This window comes from Bacillus cereus group sp. BfR-BA-01523, from assembly GCF_022662615.1.
Classification (GTDB): Bacteria; Bacillota; Bacilli; order Bacillales; family Bacillaceae_G; genus Bacillus_A; species Bacillus_A mycoides.
In genome coordinates this window covers 213,485-232,250 of sequence record NZ_JAKUDX010000001.1, presented here as the reverse complement: position 1 = coordinate 232,250, position 18,766 = coordinate 213,485, and the positions used below count along the sequence as shown (strand labels likewise).

Genomic DNA, 18,766 nt, shown 5'->3' with positions numbered 1-18,766 from the left:
TTTTTAGCCTTGTTTTGTACCACTTGGGAATAAAGAATTATTTACCTAAGAGAAGTAAAAGCGAATTGTTTATTATTCGGTTATGGTAGGGGGATTGAAATGGATATTCGTAAAATGAGATATTTCATAACAGTGGCAGAAGAATTAAACTTTAGTCGTGCAGCAGAACGGCTTAGGATGGCACAACCTCCTTTAAGCCAAGAAATTCGTAAATTAGAAGATGAATTGGGCGTTCAACTTTTTCATCGAACAAAAAGAATGGTTGAACTAACCAGTGCAGGGAAAATATTTTTAGAAGGTGCGCGGCAAACGTTGCTTCAAGTAGATAGAACTATTAAAGAAACACAGCTTGCGGATGAAGGGAAGACAGGACATTTAATCATCGGTTTTGTCGATTCTACAGAAACCGTTATAGACATATTAAAAACATTTCGAGAACGGTTTCCTAAAATTCAGCTCATATTACGTGAGATGACAACAGACCAGCAAATAAAAGCGCTATATGAAAAACAAATTCATATTGGATTTATTCGTTCCAAGCAGAATAATGAAATATTAGTTTCCGAAGTTTGTTCTGAGGAATGTTTAAAATTGGTTTTGCATGAAGATCATCCTTTAGTTTCGTTACGTAACATTTCAATCAAATCATTAATTGATGAACCATTTATTTTATTTCCCCGTCATTTCGGTACAAACTTTTATGATTTAATTATTAGTTACTTTTGGGAGCATGGAGTCAGCTTAAATATTGTTCAAGAAGCGATTCAAATGCAAACGATTGTGAATTTAGTTGCTACAGGGATGGGGATTTCTGTAGTTCCATCATCGGTGGAAAGCTATAAAAAATCGGGTGTCATGTATAAAGACATTCAAGAAAATACACCGAAAATAAATTTATATGTTGGATGGAGACAAGATGAAAAATCTGTCGTATTAGAGAACTTCTTAACAGTTGTTAGAGAGGTTTATACGACTTCACAATTTGAATTTGAAAAGTAAAGGCCCATCTTGATGGGATGGGCAGGGGGAAAGTTGGATAGGAAAACTTCTATTTTTATTTTAAAGTCAGACTACAAAGATATTTTGTGGTTTTTAAAAAGGAATTCACTGATGTTTCAACCTGTTTTACTCGGATCGTACTCAATGAAACCTTTTAGTACACTATCAATCTGATCCATAATTTCAGGTTGCAATTTAACACTAGAAGCAATTACGTTTTCTCTTATTTGCTCAGGATTTGAAGCGCCAATAATTGCAGAGGAAACAGCTGGATTTTGTAGTACCCAAGCAACTGCGAGTTGTGGTAGGGTAAGATTAGTTTCTTGCGCGATCGGATTAAGTTTCTGAATTGCAGTGAGTACATCATCACTCATCCAACGTTGCACGAGTTTGTGGAAAAATGGTTTACCAGCATCTGAATTAGCACGTGATTGAGTCGGTATTGGTTTACCTGGTTGATATTTTCCAGAGAGAATACCTTGTGCGAGGGGAGACCATACAACTTGACCAAGTCCCTCACGTTGACACGTTGGTATTACATCAGTTTCGATAACTCGCCATAACATCGAGTATTGAGGTTGGCTAGCGATGAGTGGAATTTTCAATTCTCGTGCAAGCGCTGCACCGCGGGTGATTTGTTCCGATGTCCATTCACTTACGCCTAAGTAAAGGACTTTACCTTGTCTTACAAGATCAGCAAAAGCTAACATCGTTTCCTCAAGAGGAGTTGTTGAGTCAAATCTATGTGCATAATAGACATCAATGTAGTCTGTCTGCAACCGCTGTAACGATGCATTGCAATTTTCTATAATATGTTTTCTCGATAATCCACGATCATTTTTTCCAGGTCCGGTCGGATGGCATACTTTTGTACATAGTTCTATGCTTTCTCGGCGTATACCTTTCAAAGACCGGCCAAGTACTTCTTCGGCTATAGTGTCCGAATAAACATCAGCAGTATCGAACGTAGTAATTCCGACATCTAGTGCGGCTTTCACACAATCATTTGCAGTATCTTCGTTTACTTTTCCACCATGGTTAATCCAGTTCCCGTATGCAATCTTACTTACTGTTAATCCACTGTTTCCTAGTTTACTAAATTCCATTGTAGTATCCTCCTTTTAAAATGATATCTTTATTATAAGAACTGAAATGTAATATGTATAATATATAATTAATGATACATTTATATAAAAATTATATAAAAGGGAGTGCTTAGAAGTTTACTACTAAGGAAATCTAAAGCCAGTAGTATTACAGATGTTGTTTGTGTTTGATCGATATGAAGTGAAGATAAATAGACCTAAAAGAAAGCAATCATTTTCACAGCACGTATAATCGCATTTACTCATACAGTACTACTATGGTACAATATGGTTACTAATGACGGAAAGGAATGATGGGTGGACGATGATTAACTAATCTTATTTTTAAATGTTGAAATTCAATAAATTTCAATTTATAAAAAATAGGATTAGTCTGCCCAATTTCCTTACAACGGTATTGCTATTTATTATGCGTAATAGCTTATTTGGGTATAAATATGTTAACGACTAATCCTGCCAAATTAATTTGGGAGGATTTTTTTGTTCTCCCTTAATGAAAGGAATCGGTAATATGAAAGAAATTTTAAAATTAAATGATGTTTATGTTGAGATAAAGGAAAATACTTTGTTAGAGAAAATGAATGTTACAGTAAAACAAGGGGATGTTATCGGATTAATTGGTAAAAATGGTGCCGGTAAATCAACGTTACTTCAATTAATAAATGGGAAGATTGAGCCATCAAAAGGGATTGTTGAATGGCAGCAAATGAATATGACAACGGCATATGTTGAACAAGAAATAGAATCTTTTATTAGTAATGATATGATTGCAAAAGAAGCAGAGCTTCTTGCGAAATGGGGCGTGCCAACGAACGATTTTCTTACTTTAAGTGGTGGTGAAAAGCTGAAAGTTCGACTAGCAAAAGGATTTGCCGAAAATCCTAATTTATTAATATTAGACGAACCGACAAATCATTTAGATGAGATGAGTACGGAATTTCTCATTAAGCAAATAAAAAATATGAAGGGTACAGTTATCGTTGTATCGCATGATCGATACTTTTTAGATGTTGTCGCAACGAAAATATGGTCAATTGAGGAAAAGAAACTAATTGAGCATAGCGGTAATTATACGAGTTATATGAAAGCACGTGAGCATACAAGAATGACGCAGCAACGTGAATATGAAAAACAACAAAAAAAGATAGAACAAGTAGAAACACATATAAAAGAATTAAGTTCATGGTCACAAAAGGCACACGCACAGTCTACAAAACAAGAAGGAGTTAAAGAGTTTTATCGTGTAAAAGCGAAGCGAATGGATGCGCAAGTGAAGTCAAAACGAAAACGTCTCGAAAAAGAGCTGGAGAAAACGAAAGTAGAACGTGTGAAAGAAGAGTATTCAGTGGAGTTCTCTATTCAAGCGAATAAAAAAGTAGGAAAACGCTTTTTAGAAGTAAAGAAATTTAAAAAAGACTTTCATGGAAAGACATTATTTGAAAACGTTAATTTTACAATCCAGCACGGTGAGAAGGTTGCGATTGTTGGACCAAACGGTAGCGGGAAAACAACATTACTGAAGATGATTATGGGAACGGAAACTGTACAAGGAGAAGTATGGATTTCACCATCTGCAAACATCGGTTATTTAACACAAGAAGTATTTGATTTACCACTGGATAAAACACCAGAAGATTTATTTTTTAAAGAGACATTTGAAGAAAGAGGAAAAGTCCAAAATTTAATGAAACATTTAGGATTCCAAGCTTCTCAATGGAAAGAACCGATTGAGCATATGAGTATGGGGGAACGAGTAAAATGCAAGTTAATGGCTTATATTTTAGATGAAAAAGATGTACTTATTTTAGATGAACCGACGAATCACCTTGACCTCCCTTCACGTGAACAGCTTGAAAATACATTAGCTGAGTATAATGGAACACTCGTTATAGTTTCTCACGATCGATATTTCCTGGAGAAAACAACTAACACGAAACTCGTGTTTTTAAATAATACGATACAAAAGCAGCTAGAGGAACTTATTAAAACAAGAGATGATATTGAAGAGCTACGTTTAACATTAGAAACAGAGAGACAAGAAGTATTAGGTAAATTAAGCTTTTTAACTTCTAACGATAAAGAATATAAAGAACTTGATGAACGATTTATAGAACTTACGAAGCAGATTAAGGCGCTTTAATGTAATTAAGGGGGATTAACATGGGAGAAGAGAGTTCGACTAATTTATTTAGAATAGACTGTGGAGATATATACTTGCAAGAGTTTACTGTGAAAGATGCGGAGAGCATTTATAAAATATCGAATCAACCGGAAATTGAAAAGTTTTTGCCGGACTGGAAATCAACGAAAGAACAGAGGGTTAATTGGATTATCAATGATGAAATACCAGCAAATAGATTGTTTCTTAATGTCGTGAAAAATACGTCTAACATAGAGGGTCATTCTTTACAGCTAGGAATATTTATTAAAGATACAAATGAATGTATCGGATGGTGTTGCACAGGTATTAAAGGTGAACTTCCTGCACCAAATAGAGAAATAATGTATGCTATTTCAAGCGAGTATCAAAGCAATGGTTACGCTACGAAAGCGACTAAAGGGTTAATTGATTATTTGTTTAAAAATACAAATGTAGATGTCCTCAACGCAATTGCTTTAATTAACAACGTACCATCAAATAAAGTTATTGAAAAATGTGGATTTACTTATTTGAGCCAACAGACGATAGAAAACCAACTATATAATCATTATTTATTAAGCAAATCAGAGTGGATAAAAAATATTGCTCTTTAAAAGAATCTATAATGGAATGTAAAAAAGCTTAGAGCTAAAACTCTAAGCTTTTTTACATTCCAGTCTACCTGTTACCATATCAAAGAGACAATTTGGATAGCTTCTTACCGGATTTTCTTATCAAAAAACAAGGGGATTAAGCTGTACATGCGATAATCATTTTATAAAAAATCATATATGAAAAGGGGTTTGGATAATTTTGTCGAATGCATTTATCTATGAAAACACCACTTTCTTACTCAAATTATCCTAAAAATGAATCATTTTGATCTCAAATAGAAGAACGAACGGCAAAAGTGAAGGTGAGCGAAGTTTTGCATATAAAACTTACGGTTGAGTGTTAGTGGATTAAAAGTTTTAAGTTATGAAATAGATTAAATGAGGGAGGGGAGGGGAACGCATATCATAATTTGGTTTCGTCAATTGCCACAGATAAGTATGGATTTTTCAGAATGGACTCCTTTTATTAAGAATAATTGGTATCAAAAGCATTATATGAAGTTTGTATATCTACTTCAAATAATCATTTTTCTGATACCAAATTACTTTGGAGTAGGTTTCACTTATATTAATATATTGTATCTAATCATAATAGGTATCTTTGTCTTCATCATTCACGAATGTCTACACATTTTGGTCATAAGTAACAAAGGTGATATTAGCTTAACATGTAGTGGAATATTTTTTTGGCTAAATACAAATGCAACCCTATCCAAATCTAGATTTTGGGTCTTTATGAGCTTACCCATAATTGTATTATCGGTAGCCCCTGCATTTATGTCGTTCTATGTATCAGGAAATATTAAATCAATCATATTATTTGTATGTTGGATAAACGCAATAATTTCCGCCTCAGATATTTACAATTCATTTTTAATTGTAATGAAACCGAAGAACTCAGTATTTTGCAGAGGATATTATCAAGTGAAATAGTATTAAAAGTATTATTTAATTATATTTCAATTTAAGAAATTAGTTAAAAATATAATATTTGAAAGTAAAAAGACCGATAATACAATCGGTCTTTTTTCATTAATATAATAAAGATTAGAAATAAATAGCATTGTATTTCATACTACCCTGCGAATATTATAAGATAGATATAAATTGATTATAGTTTGAAAATAGGTTTGTTATCAGTTTTTTTAGAAATCTTACAAGCGTGTAAGATAAATGAAAGATGAATCAATATGTGCTATAAGACAATTCATTTACACTATATTGTGAGAAGTGCAAATGAAGGGAGAATATAAATGGAAATTCTACATGCAAAAAGTATTAGTAAAGTATATAAAGGGAAAGTACCTTTTAAAGCATTGGTAGATATTGATTTATCAATTCAAGAAGGTGAATTTATAGGGATTATGGGGCCATCAGGGAGCGGGAAAACAACGTTATTAAATATGGTATCTACTATCGACTCTCCAACATCGGGAGAAATATTAATAAATGGTACAAATCCTTTCCAGTTGACATCAGATAATTTGGCTTTATTCCGTAGGAAACAATTAGGATTTGTTTTTCAATCATTTAATTTACTTAGCACACTTACAGTAAAGGAAAATATCGTATTGCCGATGACATTAGATGGTGTTTCTGTACAAGAAATGAACAAACGAGTTGAAGAAATTGCAGAGAAATTAAATATTACAGATATATTGAGTAAAAGAACTTTTGAAATTTCAGGGGGGCAAGCTCAAAGAACAGCAATTGCTCGTGCAATTGTTCATAAGCCTCAATTATTACTTGCAGATGAACCAACAGGGAATTTAGACTCTAAATCTTCAAATGATGTAATGGAGATGCTAGATACTTTAAATAAAGAAGAAAAAGCTACGATGATGTTAGTTACACATGATCCGTATGCAGCGAGTTTTTGCAGCAGAGTTATCTTTATTAAAGATGGTCAATTATATAACGAAATTTATTGCGGTGACAGCAGGCAAGCCTTTTATCAAAAGATTATGGATGTCCTTTCTTTGTTAGGAGGGAAAAGGCATGACTTTTCGTCAGTTCGCATTTAATAATATTTTTCGTAATAAGCGTACATACGCTGCCCATTTTTTAAGTTGTGCATTTTCTATTATGATTTTCTTTACGTATGCCCTTTTATTATTTCATCCTGATTTACAAGGGGAATTAAAATCGACGAGTACAACAATAAGTGCATTTGGAACATTAGGATTTACAATTTCGCAAGGCTTGATTTTTGTATTTTCATTTTTCTTTATTTTATATTCAGTAAGTTCATTTTTAAAAACACGTAAGAAAGAATTTGGCATTTTAATGATGCAAGGAATGTCAATGAGGCAGCTTAAGAAATTATTATTAATTGAAAATATGTTAATTGGACTTGGGTCAATTTGTATAGGGATTTTCATCGGACTCATATTTTCTAAACTAGTGTTATTGATAAGCGCAAGTGTATTAATGATTAGTAATGGTTTACCTTTTTATATACCAGTGCAGGCGGTATTATTAACATTCATCACATTTCTTTTATTATTTTTAATTGTTTCGCTTGTTACTTTTAAAATGATAAAAGTAACGGAACTTGTGGAACTTATTCAAGCAGAGGAAAAGCCAAAGCCTGAACCGAAAGCTTCAATTCTATTATCGCTACTTTCTTTAATTAGTGTAGGCTATGGATATATTTCAGTATTTCGCTTTATCCCAAGTACTAATTTTATTACGCTCGGAATGGGTGTACTTCTAGTTATTATAGGAACGTACTTTTTATATACACAGTGTAGCGTGTATATATTGTATCTTGCTAAAAGAAGTGAATCATTCTTTTTAAAGCGAACAAATATATTAACATTTTCAGAATTAATTTACCGTATGAAAGATAACGCAACGATGTTTTTCATTGTATCTATTATTTCAGCAGTTGCATTTACAGCAATCGGTACAACAGCTGCTCTTGGTAATAGGAATTTAGTATGGATGACAAACCCATATACATTTCTGTATGAAAGCTCTGAAAACAACAAATTGGTAGATAAACATCTCTCTATTATAAAAAAACATCTTGAGGATGCAAATATTCCGTACCGAATGGCTTCATCTTCAAATAAATTTACAGAAAGTAACGTAAATGTATTGAAATTAAGTGAATATAACGAACTTACGAGAGCACTCGGGTACCAACAAGAAACGATTGAAAAAGAAGATGAAATTTTACTAATCCCTGGGAGGGTGTCACAAAAACAAGAATTTAAAAATGGTGACTATAAAAAAAATATTGAAGTCATTCAAGGAGATTGGACAAAGACATTTCATGTGAAAAAAACTGTGGGAAATTTAGTTTTACCACATGATCCTAGTAGTATTTATATTGCTGTTCAAGATCATGTGTATGATGAAATTCCTCATACAAGTAATCCAAAAGATGAAAATATTCAACATCGTACTTACGGATTTGTTGTAGATGATTGGATAAAAACGAAAGAGATTTCAAATCAATTAAAGAATGTATTCGATAAAGATCTTAGGGACAGAGATTTCTACTTTGAAGCTTTAACATTAAACTTGTTGGAGGCAAAACAAAAGAATGGTTTATTACTTATGGCAAGTATTTTAGTCGGAATCGTTTTCTTTACATTTGCTGCTAGTTTTATTTATTTCCGATTATATACTGATTTGGATCGCGATCAACAGCAATATAAAATGATTTCGAAAATGGGATTAAGTAAACGAGAATTAAAAAAAATTGTAACGAGACAGTTAGTATTAATGTTCTTCTTACCGATTATCATTGCAGTGATTCATACTGTAGTTGCGTATACGGCACTGCAACAATTAGTCGATTTTTCTATTTTAAATAGCTCGATCGTTATTTTAATTTCATTTATATGTATACAAGTTTTATATTTCTTTATAACTCGTTGGCGTTACCTACAAAAGCTTTATAAAGTTATGGAGCAATAGAGTTTATTAGCTTGTAAGACTACATTAAAGTATGTGGAAAAAATGAACTGTATGATGAAAGGAAACGCGATGAAAAGAACTTTAACTATTTTTATGTTAACGATACTACTTTTAATAAGTTTTAGTGCATGCTCTAAAAAGGAAAATCCATTTCCTGCAAACGGTTTATTAATCATTGGAGATGAAAATAAAATTTCACCAATTATTAATCGTTATCAAGAAATTACGAAAGAAAATGAAGTGTTTTCTGTGAAAAAAGGTAAAGTTGGAAATGGACAGGTATTAATTTTAAATGAATCTACAGCACAAGCATTGATTAAAGAAAAAGTTTTTCGTAAACGAGATAATGGCTCCAATTATATTATAGATACGTTACCGAAATTCCCAAAAGAAGGTTCGCTGTTGTTTACACATGAAGACGAAAAGAATATGAAAAGTATTGAATTAGAAGGAAAAGAGATTCCAGTTTCATACGATAGTGACGCTTGGATAGGTAACACTCGTAAATATCCAACGCAATGGTATGTGATTGTAGCACAAAATAGTGTGTATAAAGAAATAAAGGTAAATGAAACGAAAATGCACCTTCTTCATCTGAAAAAATCTTTAGGAGATGAAAAACCTAAAATGTCGACAGATAATACATTGGTTAATGAAAATGTCAAAGTAACAAGGCTAATTAAAGGTTTGGAAGGAGAAGTATCTTTTCAATTTGTAACGATTGGAGAAAAATCTTAAAAAAGAGTTCAAGGTTGATAAAAACTTTATCAATCTTGAACTCTTTTTAGTTTATAGACCAATCAAATATTATGCTTTACATTACTTCATCTAATCGGGCCTCACTCGTTTCTTCAATCGTATTTGAATTTTGAACTGAATTATTTTGAGCTTCTTTTTCTTTACGAGACTTTTGTAGCATTTCAAGGATGATCCATAAAGGAACACCTTTATCCTTTAACATCTTCCATAAATCTAATTCGTTAAATTTATGCTCAGGCTGTTTCATTTCTTTTTCAGAGGAACGAATATCGAACTTGATAGGATCATCCGCTTTCTTACCTTCAAGTTTAGTAGAAGAGAGAGTATTATGCTCAAGAATAGATGGAGTTATTTTAGTAGGTTGAGATAATGTATGAATGTTTGATTCAATTTGCATGCTTTTTCCTCCTTTTCGAGTAATGAAATAAGTTTTCTTATGATTATTAAATCCATTTGACATGAGGAAACTATATTCAATTATAAATTCAAATAATCAGATTTACAAGTTGTATTGTAAAAAGCAAATGTTTCCTTGAATTAATATTTATCAACATTTGTGTATGTTGTCTATATATACAACGTATATAAAATACTTTACATTATGTTTAAGTTAAAAACTGATTGTGCAATCTTTTTCACAGAAAAATGAAAGCGTTTAATTAGGGGGAGAAAGTATGGGGAAGTTATTTTTAAAAGTATGTTTTTTTACATTAGTGACTGTTTGTTCATTCGCAGCGAAAACAACATACGCTGAAGAGAGACAACAAAATAATTATCCTATCATTTTAGTGAATGGATTTGCTGGATGGGGTAGAGAGGAAATGCTAGGGGTAAAATATTGGGGTGGTGTTCATGATATACAAGAAGATTTAAAAAGAAATGGTTATACAGTACATACTGCAGCTGTTGGGCCAGTTTCTAGTAACTGGGACCGTGCATGTGAATTATACGCGCAAATTAACGGTGGAACAGTAGACTACGGCGCGGCGCATGCTGAGAAACATGGACATAATCGTTTTGGTAGAACTTATAGTGGATTTGCACCGAATTGGAGTGAAACAAATAAAGTTCATTTAGTTGGGCATAGCATGGGTGGACAAACGACAAGAACATTAGTGCAGTTATTAAAAGAAGGCAGTTATGAAGAAAAAAATCATGTGAAAAATCATCCGAACGCAAAGATATCACCACTATTTGAAGGCGGTAAATCGTATGTTCATAGTGTTACAACTTTAGCAACTCCTCATAATGGGACAACACTTGCAGACGGGAGTCTTCTATTGCCATTCGTTAAAGATTTTCTCATTACAGCTGCGAGTTTAGGAGGAAACAATAATTTATCATTATATGATTTTAAATTGGATCAATGGGGTATGAAAAAATATGCTGGAGAGTCCTTTTTCCAATATACTGATCGTATTTTAAATAGTTCAATTTGGGAGAATACAAAAGATATTAGTCAATGGGATTTAAGTACTGATGGAGCAAAGGAGTTAAATAATTGGGTAAAGACGCAATCGGATGTATATTACTTATCCTATAGTGGACATGCATCGCAAGCAGCACCTATAACAGGTTTGCATCTACCGCATATAACAATGAATAAAGTGCTAATGGGGAATGCATTCTTCTTAGGCTCTTATGCAAGATATGAAGAAAACCGACCATTAATAGATACTTCTTGGTGGCAAAACGATGGTGTAGTAAATACAAATTCTATGATTGCGCCTGCGTCTAATACTTTTGTAAATAATAATGAGTCTTTACAAATTGGAAAATGGAATCATATTGAAACGAAAGCAAATTGGGACCATCTTGATATGGTAGGGCTTAGTGTTTCAGACACGTTAGGTTTTTCTAACATTCAAGAGTTTTATAGAACAATTGTTGGAAAATTATCACGTCTACCGAAATAGATAATATAAAGCGCTCTCGATGGAATTCGAGGGCGCTTTATATTATATTGAAAGAGGGATTTGGTATAAAGATATGGGGGGATATTATGAAAATTCAAATTGTATTATCAGGATACGGGACAGTAGGAAGAGAGTTTATAAAATTATTAAATGAAAAATATTTATATATAAATGAAACATATGGAATTGACTTAGTTGTTAGTGGAGTGATAGGAAGAAATATTGCAATACATAACGGGAAAGGTTTGCAGATTAATGATTTATTGACGTATGGTGATGGTTCTGCTGCAATTGAAAAATATATCGAACATTATCCAGAGGAACGCGGAACGATTAATATAAATGGTACTGTATTGGTTGAATCAACTGCTACAAATCTTAAAAATGGAAATCCAGGGAAACAGTATATGAAACAAGCTATTGAAAAACAAATGGATATAGTAGCTATTTCAAAAGGTGCACTTGTTACAGCTTGGAGTGAACTGAATACAGCAGCACGTATTTCAGGCTCACGCATTCGATATAGCGGTGCAACTGCCGCTGCGTTACCGACATTAGACATAGGACAACTAAGTTTAGCAGGTTGCCATATTGAAAAAATAGAAGGAATATTGAACGGGACAACAAATTATATCCTTACAAAGATGCATGAAGAATATAAGACGTTTGAAGAAGCATTGCAAGAAGCACAAAATAAAGGAATTGCGGAGACTAACCCGTTATTAGATATAAGCGGGATGGATAGCGCTTGTAAATTATTACTTTTGACGAATAGTTTAATGGGAAACGATTATTCACTCAAAGATATAAAAATAAACGGAATAGAGCACGTTACAACGCAACAAATTCAAAATGCAAAGGAACAAAATAAATCAATTAAATTAATTGCATCAGCATATAAAGATGATAATGGAAAAGTAAACCTTAGTGTACAACCTTGTAATTTAGAGAAAGAACATCCGTTAGCAAATATAAATGGCACGGAAAAAGGAATTACGTTCTTTACAGATACAATGGGACAAGTCACTACAATTGGTGGAGCTTCTAATCCACGCGGAGCTGCAGCTGCTGCTTTAAAAGATGTAATCAATTTATATCGAAATGATTTATAGGCTTTATAACCGTACCGCTATTAATAAAAAATACATATGTAGTGGACCTTTTGAGAATGAAATAAATATGCAAAAATAATTGCAGGGGGTAAGAAATTGTTTAAAGATTTTAAAGTTGTAAAAGATCGTCCCGTTTATATTCAATTAAAGGATTATTTAAAAAAGATGATTATGAAAGGGCATTTGTTGGGGGACCAAAAAATCCCATCAACAAGGGAACTGAGTGAATTATTATCAGTGAGCAGAAATACAGTACTCTCTGCATATGCGGATTTAGAACAAGAAGGACTCATTTATGCAGTTAAAGGAAAAGGAAATTTCGTTGCGAAGGTGGATATAAGTAACACCTCGTCTGTTGAAATAGATTGGAAAAATAAACTTAATACAGTTACCACATTAGCGGATGAATTAGACTTAATGAAGCATGGAGTTCGCTGGGAAAAAGGAATGATTGTTTTTAATAGTATAGCTCCGGACGAAAAGCTATTTGATGTTGAAAATTTCAAAAGAGCTTTTCTTACTCGTATGTCCATTGAAGGGGATATCGTATTGAACTACGGATATGCAAAAGGTTATAGACCGTTAATGAATTATTTACTTCATTACATGGAAATGAAAGGTGTAGATATTTCGAACAAAGATATTCTAATTACAAATGGATTTACAGAAGGATTAGATATTGTGTTATCTTCTTTATCGAAGAAATCAGGGCGTGTTATTTGTGAGAACCCAACTCACCATGCTGCATTGAAGCTTTTTCGTTTACATGGACTTGAAGTTCATGGAATTGATATGAATGATGATGGTATTGATACGAATGAAGTAGAAAAAAGTTTGCGTGAAAAGGATTTTGATTTCGCGTATTTAATCCCTTCTTATCATAATCCAACTGGTATTGTTACGAGTTCGGAGAAAAGAACGGAATTGATGAGGTTATTTTCAAAATACAAGATCCCTATTATAGAGGATGGGTTTAATGAAGAATTACGTTATTCGGGTTCACATTTATCGCCATTATTAACTTTTGCAGGGGCTGGTAATAATGTGATTTATATTAGTAGCTTTTCAAAGGTACTTTTCCCTGGTTTACGTGTAGGTTGGATCATTGCAGATAAAGAACTGATACATTATTTAGAAAGTGTTAAAAGAGCCAGAACCATTCACACATCTACGTTAGATCAAGCTGTTCTGTTTCAATATTTACATGAAGGATATTTTGAAAAATATTTAAAAAAAGCAAGATCTGTTTATAAGAAAAAATATGAGTTAGCTGTTGGGGCGTGTAATCAGAACATTCCGTTTAAAAGAATGACTGGAGACGGTGGACTTCATTTGTTTATAGAGTTGGAAGAAAAAATTCAAGCCCGCACACTTTTACAAAAGTGTTATGAGAAAGGAGTTACCTTTTCTCCTGGTGATGTTTTTTACTCTGATGGAGGAGGAGCGAACACATTCCGATTAGGATTTTCACGTTTGAAAGAACAGGAAATTGTTAGAGGGATTCAAATAATTGGTGAAACTTTTAAAAATGAAACTTGGAGTTGAGAAAATGAGAATTGGCGTTATTATGGGAGGAGTATCCTCTGAAAAACAAGTATCAATTATGACTGGGAATGAAATGATTGCACATTTAGATAAGAGTAAATATGAAATCGTTCCAATTACGTTAAATGAAAAAATGGATTTAATTGAAAAAGCGAAAGACATTGATTTTGCATTGCTAGCATTACACGGAAAGTACGGAGAAGATGGTACAGTTCAAGGGACGCTAGAGAGTTTAGGTATTCCTTATAGCGGTAGCAATATGTTATCTAGCGGTATATGTATGGACAAAAATATTTCGAAAAAGATTTTGCGTTATGAAGGAGTAGAAACACCAGATTGGATTGAACTTACAAAAATGGAGGATCTAAAGCTTGAGGAGTTAGATAAATTAGGATTTCCGTTAGTGGTAAAACCAAACTCTGGCGGCTCAAGTGTTGGAGTTAAGATTGTCTATGATAAAAATGAATTAATCTCTATGCTGGAAACTGTATTCGAATGGGATTCTGAAGTAGTAATTGAGAAGTATATAAAAGGTGACGAGATTACATGTTCAATTTTTGATGGGCAACAGTTACCTATCATTTCGATTCGACATGCTGCTGTGTTCTTTGACTATAATGCAAAATATGATGATACTAGTACAGTTGAAGAAGTTATTGAACTTCCAGCTGAAATAAAGGAACGTGTAAATAAAGCGTCACTGGCTTGTTATAAAGCATTAAAATGTAGTGTTTATGCAAGGGTTGATATGATGGTGAAGGAAGGAATTCCATATGTAATGGAAGTTAATACATTACCAGGGATGACACAATCAAGTTTACTACCAAAAAGTGCGGAAGCAGCGGGAATTAATTATAGCAAACTATTAGATATGATAATTGAAACTTCATTAAAAGTAAGGAAAGAAGAAGGTTTTTAAGTTAGTTATATAATTAATTCTTTTGACAGTTCCATGAATTATGCTATGATAATTACAATACGACAACTAAATATTTATCCACTAGGGGGGCCTTTTATAGGCTGAGATCAGATGAAATTTTGAGACTCTTAGTACCTGATCTGGTTAATGCCAGCGTAGGGAAGTGGGAAAGACGTTGCTATTTAACGAATATATACTGTCAATTTCACTTTCTTTACGCCTGTAAAGAAAGTTTTTTTATTTTACAGCTTTAATAATTGTGGATAAATACGTATATTTTTTACATTATTTGGAGGGATTTAAATGACTTTTTCACAATCATTACGTAAAGAAGTAGATTCAATTTGGGAAGCAAGTTTTAACCATCCTTTTGTAAAAAAACTAGGCGAAGGAACATTAGATTTAGCTAGTTTTCGATATTATGTGCTTCAAGATTCTTATTATTTGAGTCATTTTGCTAGAGTACAAACGTTAGGTGCTGCAAAGGCTCTTGAATTAGAAACGACAGCTCGTATGGCACACCATGCACAAAATACGTATGAAGCTGAGTTATCATTACATGAGAATTTCGCAAAGAAATTAGGGATTACAAAAGAAGAAAAAGATAATTTTATTCCTGCGCCAACTGCATATGCATATACATCTCATATGTATCGTGCAGCTTATGAAGGGCATTTAGGAGATATTATTGCGGCTATTTTACCTTGTTATTGGTTATATTATGAAATCGGTGAACGATTAAAAGAATGTCAACCAGAAGAGCCAATTTATCAAGAATGGATTTCTGCATATGGATCTGATTGGTTCCGTACTCTAGTAGAAGAGCAAATCACACGATTAGATACGATTGCTGAAAAGGTAACAGAGGCAGACCGTAATCGTATGAGACAACATTTTATTTTTAGTAGTCAATATGAATATTCATTTTGGGAAATGGCATATACATTAGAAAAATGGCCGATGAATGAAGAAGTTAAAGGTGTTATTTAATTAAGAGTATATAAAAGGTATCGCTATATAAAGAGGCGATACCTTTTATTATATTTAGTTTCTGTAATTTTTTTGTAAATCATAGATAAAAAATATAATAATTCATTATAATGATTTTATAATATGAAGTCCCATAAGGAGGTAGTTATATGTTAATAGTTATTTTATATTAATTTGATTTTAATAATGTTTTATTTAAATAACTAAATGTAATTTAGCTATTTCCTTTAATGCGCTTGGTTAAAATTTGATTCGTTAATGCTTAAAAAATTGGTATCTTTTCTAGTATTATTCATGATCAATATAAATTAAGAGAGGAAGTATTAATAATATGGAAAAATTACAGTTATTAGCATTTAAAAATGTAGTAGAACCCCTCTATAATGAGAAAGTATCGTATATTTATTTTCCTATTGAATGGCTTGAGATTGTAGAGATACATTATAGAACATTTTTATTAACGAGCAAATTAAAACTTGTAAATGAAAGATTGTATGAAATGTTTTCTGATATATTATTCATTCAGCATAATCCATATATATTAAAGGAAGATACACCTTGGATTGTGGCTAAGGAACCAATGAGACAAGAACAGTTAGACTATATTTTCCAAAGCTGGTATGAGGTTATTCGTGATTGGAAACCGAATAAATTAATAGATCCACCACATTTAGAATGGCAGCATGATTTAATTAGTAATTTACCAGTATTACATGATAAAAAAACGTTTTCTAAATGGGTACCGGCTCTAATTACTCATATCTTTTGCGAACAGCCTTTACGTATGGAAAATAAAAATGAGGAAGAAATATATTTTTCGCCACTGCGATCACAACATATTTCTGAAGCGATGTCTGAGCCAATTGAAGATGAAGAAACACATGATTATTTCGCTTATGTATATCGGTTTGAATACATAACTCGTGGAGGTGAGAATATTCCGCTATTAAAAGTATCCGTAGGGATTAGGCGGTTTTATCAACAATATAATCATAAAGATATTTCTATACTTTTAGGGCGAAAGCGGAGCCAAATACTGATTTCAACTCCTGAATTTGAATTAAATAAGAAACAGCAAAGGTTTATAAAGTTAAAAGTGCAACAAGCTGAAAAAGGAATAAAGTGGATTAAACGTTTTAGAAATTTAAAAGATGATTATAGGATAGGGGGAGAAGTTAAATTAGAGAACATTCTCCAATGTCCGAAAGAGTATATTAGAGGAACTAATGTAAGAGTACTTCTTCCATATAACGAAAATATATATAAAGTTCAAGGAACAAAAATAAAATTTGGTATAAAAGTAAGAGAAAAAGAGGAACTTTTTAATGAATTCCAACGAATATTCCCATACTTCACATTACTTCCAGAGGGTAAAAAAGTATTAACTAATAATGAGAATGAGTTATTACCTTTATTTGCACCAAAGGGATTAGACACAATTACGTTAGAAGTATGGTCAGATGATATAGTAATAGAGATAGAACAAGCGTTATTAGATAGCAAAATAGTTTTAGCTCAAAACGGAGATTCCTCCTATGTATTAAATGCAGACAATCCGGTGTTGTTAAAAATAGTAAGATATAACATTGGGAAATTGTTACAAAATCCATACAGAATGCAATATAGCCATAAAAACAAAAAGAAACTAGTAGGCGATGTCGTAAAAGCTGTACATGCTACGGCAGGTGAGCAAAATGAAATGAAATTAGCATTAATTGCAATAAAAAATTGTGATGGTCGCGAAAAAATTAATCCAAAGCAAATTATTCGGGAAGGATTCGCTCAAACGGAACGTATTTCAGCATTTATTAATTTATTTATCGGACAAAGTGTATCTAAAAAAGAAATTATTAATGCCATTCTTAGTTTGTTAGAACAAAAGGGGTTCTTAAAGTGTAGTTGGAATAAGATAAAATTACCGGGGATAATTGTAAATTTATCAATTGAGAAAATGTCTAAATATGATTTCTTACCTATTTTTTCAAAAATAAATGGGAGAGAAATATTATATAAATTATATGGTCAAGAAGAATGGGGCACAATTGATCATACTTTATTAAATATAGGTAATAATAAAGTGTTTTTACCACAACCATCAAAAAGGAATGATATAGGAGTCAGTTTTAAACAATTTATGTCAGAAACATTAGTTGAAATTTCACAAGATGCACATAAACAAAATAAAGAAGTTTATTTTATTGTAGATGCCAATATGAGGAAATATTGGCTAGAGGAATTGCAAAATAAAAGCGTTAATATTGGGGTTTCACCTGAAATAATCTCAAATTTAAAAGAGGATATAAACATAATTAGAATTAATACTAACTCAGATGTACCGAACTATATTGTTAGAGACCAAGAACATGTTATGAATGAAACGAGATTATTTGTAGATCAAATGGGAATTTACTATAGCACGGCTGCATACGAATTAGATTGTAATGAGATAGTACATCAGTACATACTCGAAGTTATCCCGCTTGGTGTAAAATCTGAAGAGAGAGAAGAAATCGCCAAAATGATACATTACATGTGCTGTAAATCAACCTTGCTGTCAGAACAAAATATTCATAATACGCATGTAATGCATATGGCTAAATTAATTAAAAATTATACTACCGATATTGATTCAAGGGAGTTTAAAGAATTCGATGACGAATTAGATGAAGATGTAATAATTTTAGAAAAAGAAGATACATTGATATTAATATAAAAAATAGTGTACAAATCCTGCTA

15 protein-coding genes and 1 riboswitch are annotated in these 18,766 nt (G+C 32.3%); of the genes, 13 read left to right on the top strand and 2 right to left on the bottom strand.

The genetic code is table 11. From position 1 onward, the window contains the following. Positions 1 to 99 precede the first annotated feature (99 nt). Entirely contained in the window at positions 100 to 999 is a 900-nt protein-coding gene (locus tag MR066_RS01080; protein WP_242245666.1) for a LysR substrate-binding domain-containing protein, read from the top strand. A gap of 116 nt (positions 1,000 to 1,115) precedes the next feature. Here the strand turns inward: MR066_RS01080 and MR066_RS01075 are convergent, their stop codons facing one another. Next, positions 1,116 to 2,105, bottom strand: coding sequence for an aldo/keto reductase family protein (locus MR066_RS01075; protein ID WP_242245665.1), 990 nt, complete (start codon positions 2,103 to 2,105; stop codon positions 1,116 to 1,118). Positions 2,106 to 2,616: 511 nt separating this feature from the next. Between MR066_RS01075 and abc-f the strand changes: the two genes are divergently transcribed. From abc-f to MR066_RS01045, 6 genes are all read left to right on the top strand, one after another. Continuing rightward, on the top strand, positions 2,617 to 4,245 hold the full coding sequence (gene abc-f, locus MR066_RS01070; protein ID WP_215583662.1) for a ribosomal protection-like ABC-F family protein: 1,629 nt from the start codon (positions 2,617 to 2,619) through the stop codon (positions 4,243 to 4,245). A 20-nt stretch (positions 4,246 to 4,265) separates the two neighbouring features. Continuing rightward, the gene (locus MR066_RS01065) at positions 4,266 to 4,859 is read left to right on the top strand and encodes a GNAT family N-acetyltransferase (protein ID WP_242245664.1); all 594 of its coding nucleotides are present in this window, start codon (positions 4,266 to 4,268) and stop codon (positions 4,857 to 4,859) included. A 438-nt stretch (positions 4,860 to 5,297) separates the two neighbouring features. Then, positions 5,298 to 5,792, top strand: a complete 495-nt coding sequence (locus MR066_RS01060) for a DUF3267 domain-containing protein (RefSeq protein ID WP_242246089.1) — start codon at positions 5,298 to 5,300, stop codon at positions 5,790 to 5,792. Between the two features lie 320 nt (positions 5,793 to 6,112). Next, on the top strand, positions 6,113 to 6,883 hold the full coding sequence (locus MR066_RS01055; RefSeq protein ID WP_002147481.1) for an ABC transporter ATP-binding protein: 771 nt from the start codon (positions 6,113 to 6,115) through the stop codon (positions 6,881 to 6,883). Then, on the top strand, positions 6,858 to 8,789 hold the full coding sequence (locus tag MR066_RS01050) for an FtsX-like permease family protein (protein ID WP_242245663.1): 1,932 nt from the start codon (positions 6,858 to 6,860) through the stop codon (positions 8,787 to 8,789). The genes MR066_RS01055 and MR066_RS01050 overlap by 26 nt, the downstream gene beginning before the upstream one ends. Before the next feature lie 54 nt (positions 8,790 to 8,843). After that, a complete protein-coding gene (locus MR066_RS01045) occupies positions 8,844 to 9,527 on the top strand; it encodes a lipoprotein BA_5634 family protein (protein ID WP_088291903.1) in 684 nt (227 codons plus the stop codon). Positions 9,528 to 9,603: 76 nt separating this feature from the next. On the opposite strand, the gene MR066_RS01040 is transcribed toward MR066_RS01045, so the two are convergent. Continuing rightward, positions 9,604 to 9,945 (bottom strand): DUF3914 domain-containing protein, encoded by a 342-nt coding sequence (locus MR066_RS01040; protein WP_219302514.1) that lies wholly within the window; start codon positions 9,943 to 9,945, stop codon positions 9,604 to 9,606. 277 nt (positions 9,946 to 10,222) lie between these two features. On the opposite strand from MR066_RS01040, the gene MR066_RS01035 reads away from it, so the two are divergent. The 6 genes from MR066_RS01035 to MR066_RS01010 all read left to right on the top strand — a co-directional run bounded on the left by MR066_RS01035 (position 10,223) and on the right by MR066_RS01010 (position 18,743). Next, positions 10,223 to 11,464 (top strand): esterase/lipase family protein, encoded by a 1,242-nt coding sequence (locus MR066_RS01035; RefSeq protein WP_219302512.1) that lies wholly within the window; start codon positions 10,223 to 10,225, stop codon positions 11,462 to 11,464. Between the two features lie 86 nt (positions 11,465 to 11,550). After that, positions 11,551 to 12,576: a homoserine dehydrogenase gene (locus MR066_RS01030; protein ID WP_098168297.1), complete on the top strand. Its 1,026-nt coding sequence runs from the start codon at positions 11,551 to 11,553 to the stop codon at positions 12,574 to 12,576. Positions 12,577 to 12,672: 96 nt separating this feature from the next. Next, a complete protein-coding gene (gene pdxR, locus MR066_RS01025; RefSeq protein ID WP_242245662.1) occupies positions 12,673 to 14,121 on the top strand; it encodes a MocR-like pyridoxine biosynthesis transcription factor PdxR in 1,449 nt (482 codons plus the stop codon). A 4-nt stretch (positions 14,122 to 14,125) separates the two neighbouring features. Then, on the top strand, positions 14,126 to 15,040 hold the full coding sequence (gene ddlB / locus MR066_RS01020; protein ID WP_002013134.1) for a D-alanine--D-alanine ligase: 915 nt from the start codon (positions 14,126 to 14,128) through the stop codon (positions 15,038 to 15,040). Between the two features lie 73 nt (positions 15,041 to 15,113). Further along, positions 15,114 to 15,219: riboswitch (TPP riboswitch) on the top strand. A 124-nt stretch (positions 15,220 to 15,343) separates the two neighbouring features. Further along, positions 15,344 to 16,030: a thiaminase II gene (gene tenA, locus MR066_RS01015; RefSeq protein WP_002168258.1), complete on the top strand. Its 687-nt coding sequence runs from the start codon at positions 15,344 to 15,346 to the stop codon at positions 16,028 to 16,030. Between the two features lie 331 nt (positions 16,031 to 16,361). Continuing rightward, positions 16,362 to 18,743: a pPIWI_RE module domain-containing protein gene (locus tag MR066_RS01010; protein ID WP_242245661.1), complete on the top strand. Its 2,382-nt coding sequence runs from the start codon at positions 16,362 to 16,364 to the stop codon at positions 18,741 to 18,743. Positions 18,744 to 18,766 lie beyond the last annotated feature (23 nt).

Coding starts and splice junctions, on each gene's coding strand:
- MR066_RS01080 (WP_242245666.1), top strand. CDS start 100: ATGGATATTCGTAAAATGAGATATTTCATAACAGTGGCAGAAGAATTA.
- MR066_RS01075 (WP_242245665.1), bottom strand. CDS start 2,105: ATGGAATTTAGTAAACTAGGAAACAGTGGATTAACAGTAAGTAAGATT.
- abc-f (WP_215583662.1), top strand. CDS start 2,617: ATGAAAGAAATTTTAAAATTAAATGATGTTTATGTTGAGATAAAGGAA.
- MR066_RS01065 (WP_242245664.1), top strand. CDS start 4,266: ATGGGAGAAGAGAGTTCGACTAATTTATTTAGAATAGACTGTGGAGAT.
- MR066_RS01060 (WP_242246089.1), top strand. CDS start 5,298: ATGGATTTTTCAGAATGGACTCCTTTTATTAAGAATAATTGGTATCAA.
- MR066_RS01055 (WP_002147481.1), top strand. CDS start 6,113: ATGGAAATTCTACATGCAAAAAGTATTAGTAAAGTATATAAAGGGAAA.
- MR066_RS01050 (WP_242245663.1), top strand. CDS start 6,858: ATGACTTTTCGTCAGTTCGCATTTAATAATATTTTTCGTAATAAGCGT.
- MR066_RS01045 (WP_088291903.1), top strand. CDS start 8,844: ATGAAAGGAAACGCGATGAAAAGAACTTTAACTATTTTTATGTTAACG.
- MR066_RS01040 (WP_219302514.1), bottom strand. CDS start 9,945: ATGCAAATTGAATCAAACATTCATACATTATCTCAACCTACTAAAATA.
- MR066_RS01035 (WP_219302512.1), top strand. CDS start 10,223: ATGGGGAAGTTATTTTTAAAAGTATGTTTTTTTACATTAGTGACTGTT.
- MR066_RS01030 (WP_098168297.1), top strand. CDS start 11,551: ATGAAAATTCAAATTGTATTATCAGGATACGGGACAGTAGGAAGAGAG.
- ddlB (WP_002013134.1), top strand. CDS start 14,126: ATGAGAATTGGCGTTATTATGGGAGGAGTATCCTCTGAAAAACAAGTA.
- tenA (WP_002168258.1), top strand. CDS start 15,344: ATGACTTTTTCACAATCATTACGTAAAGAAGTAGATTCAATTTGGGAA.
- MR066_RS01010 (WP_242245661.1), top strand. CDS start 16,362: ATGGAAAAATTACAGTTATTAGCATTTAAAAATGTAGTAGAACCCCTC.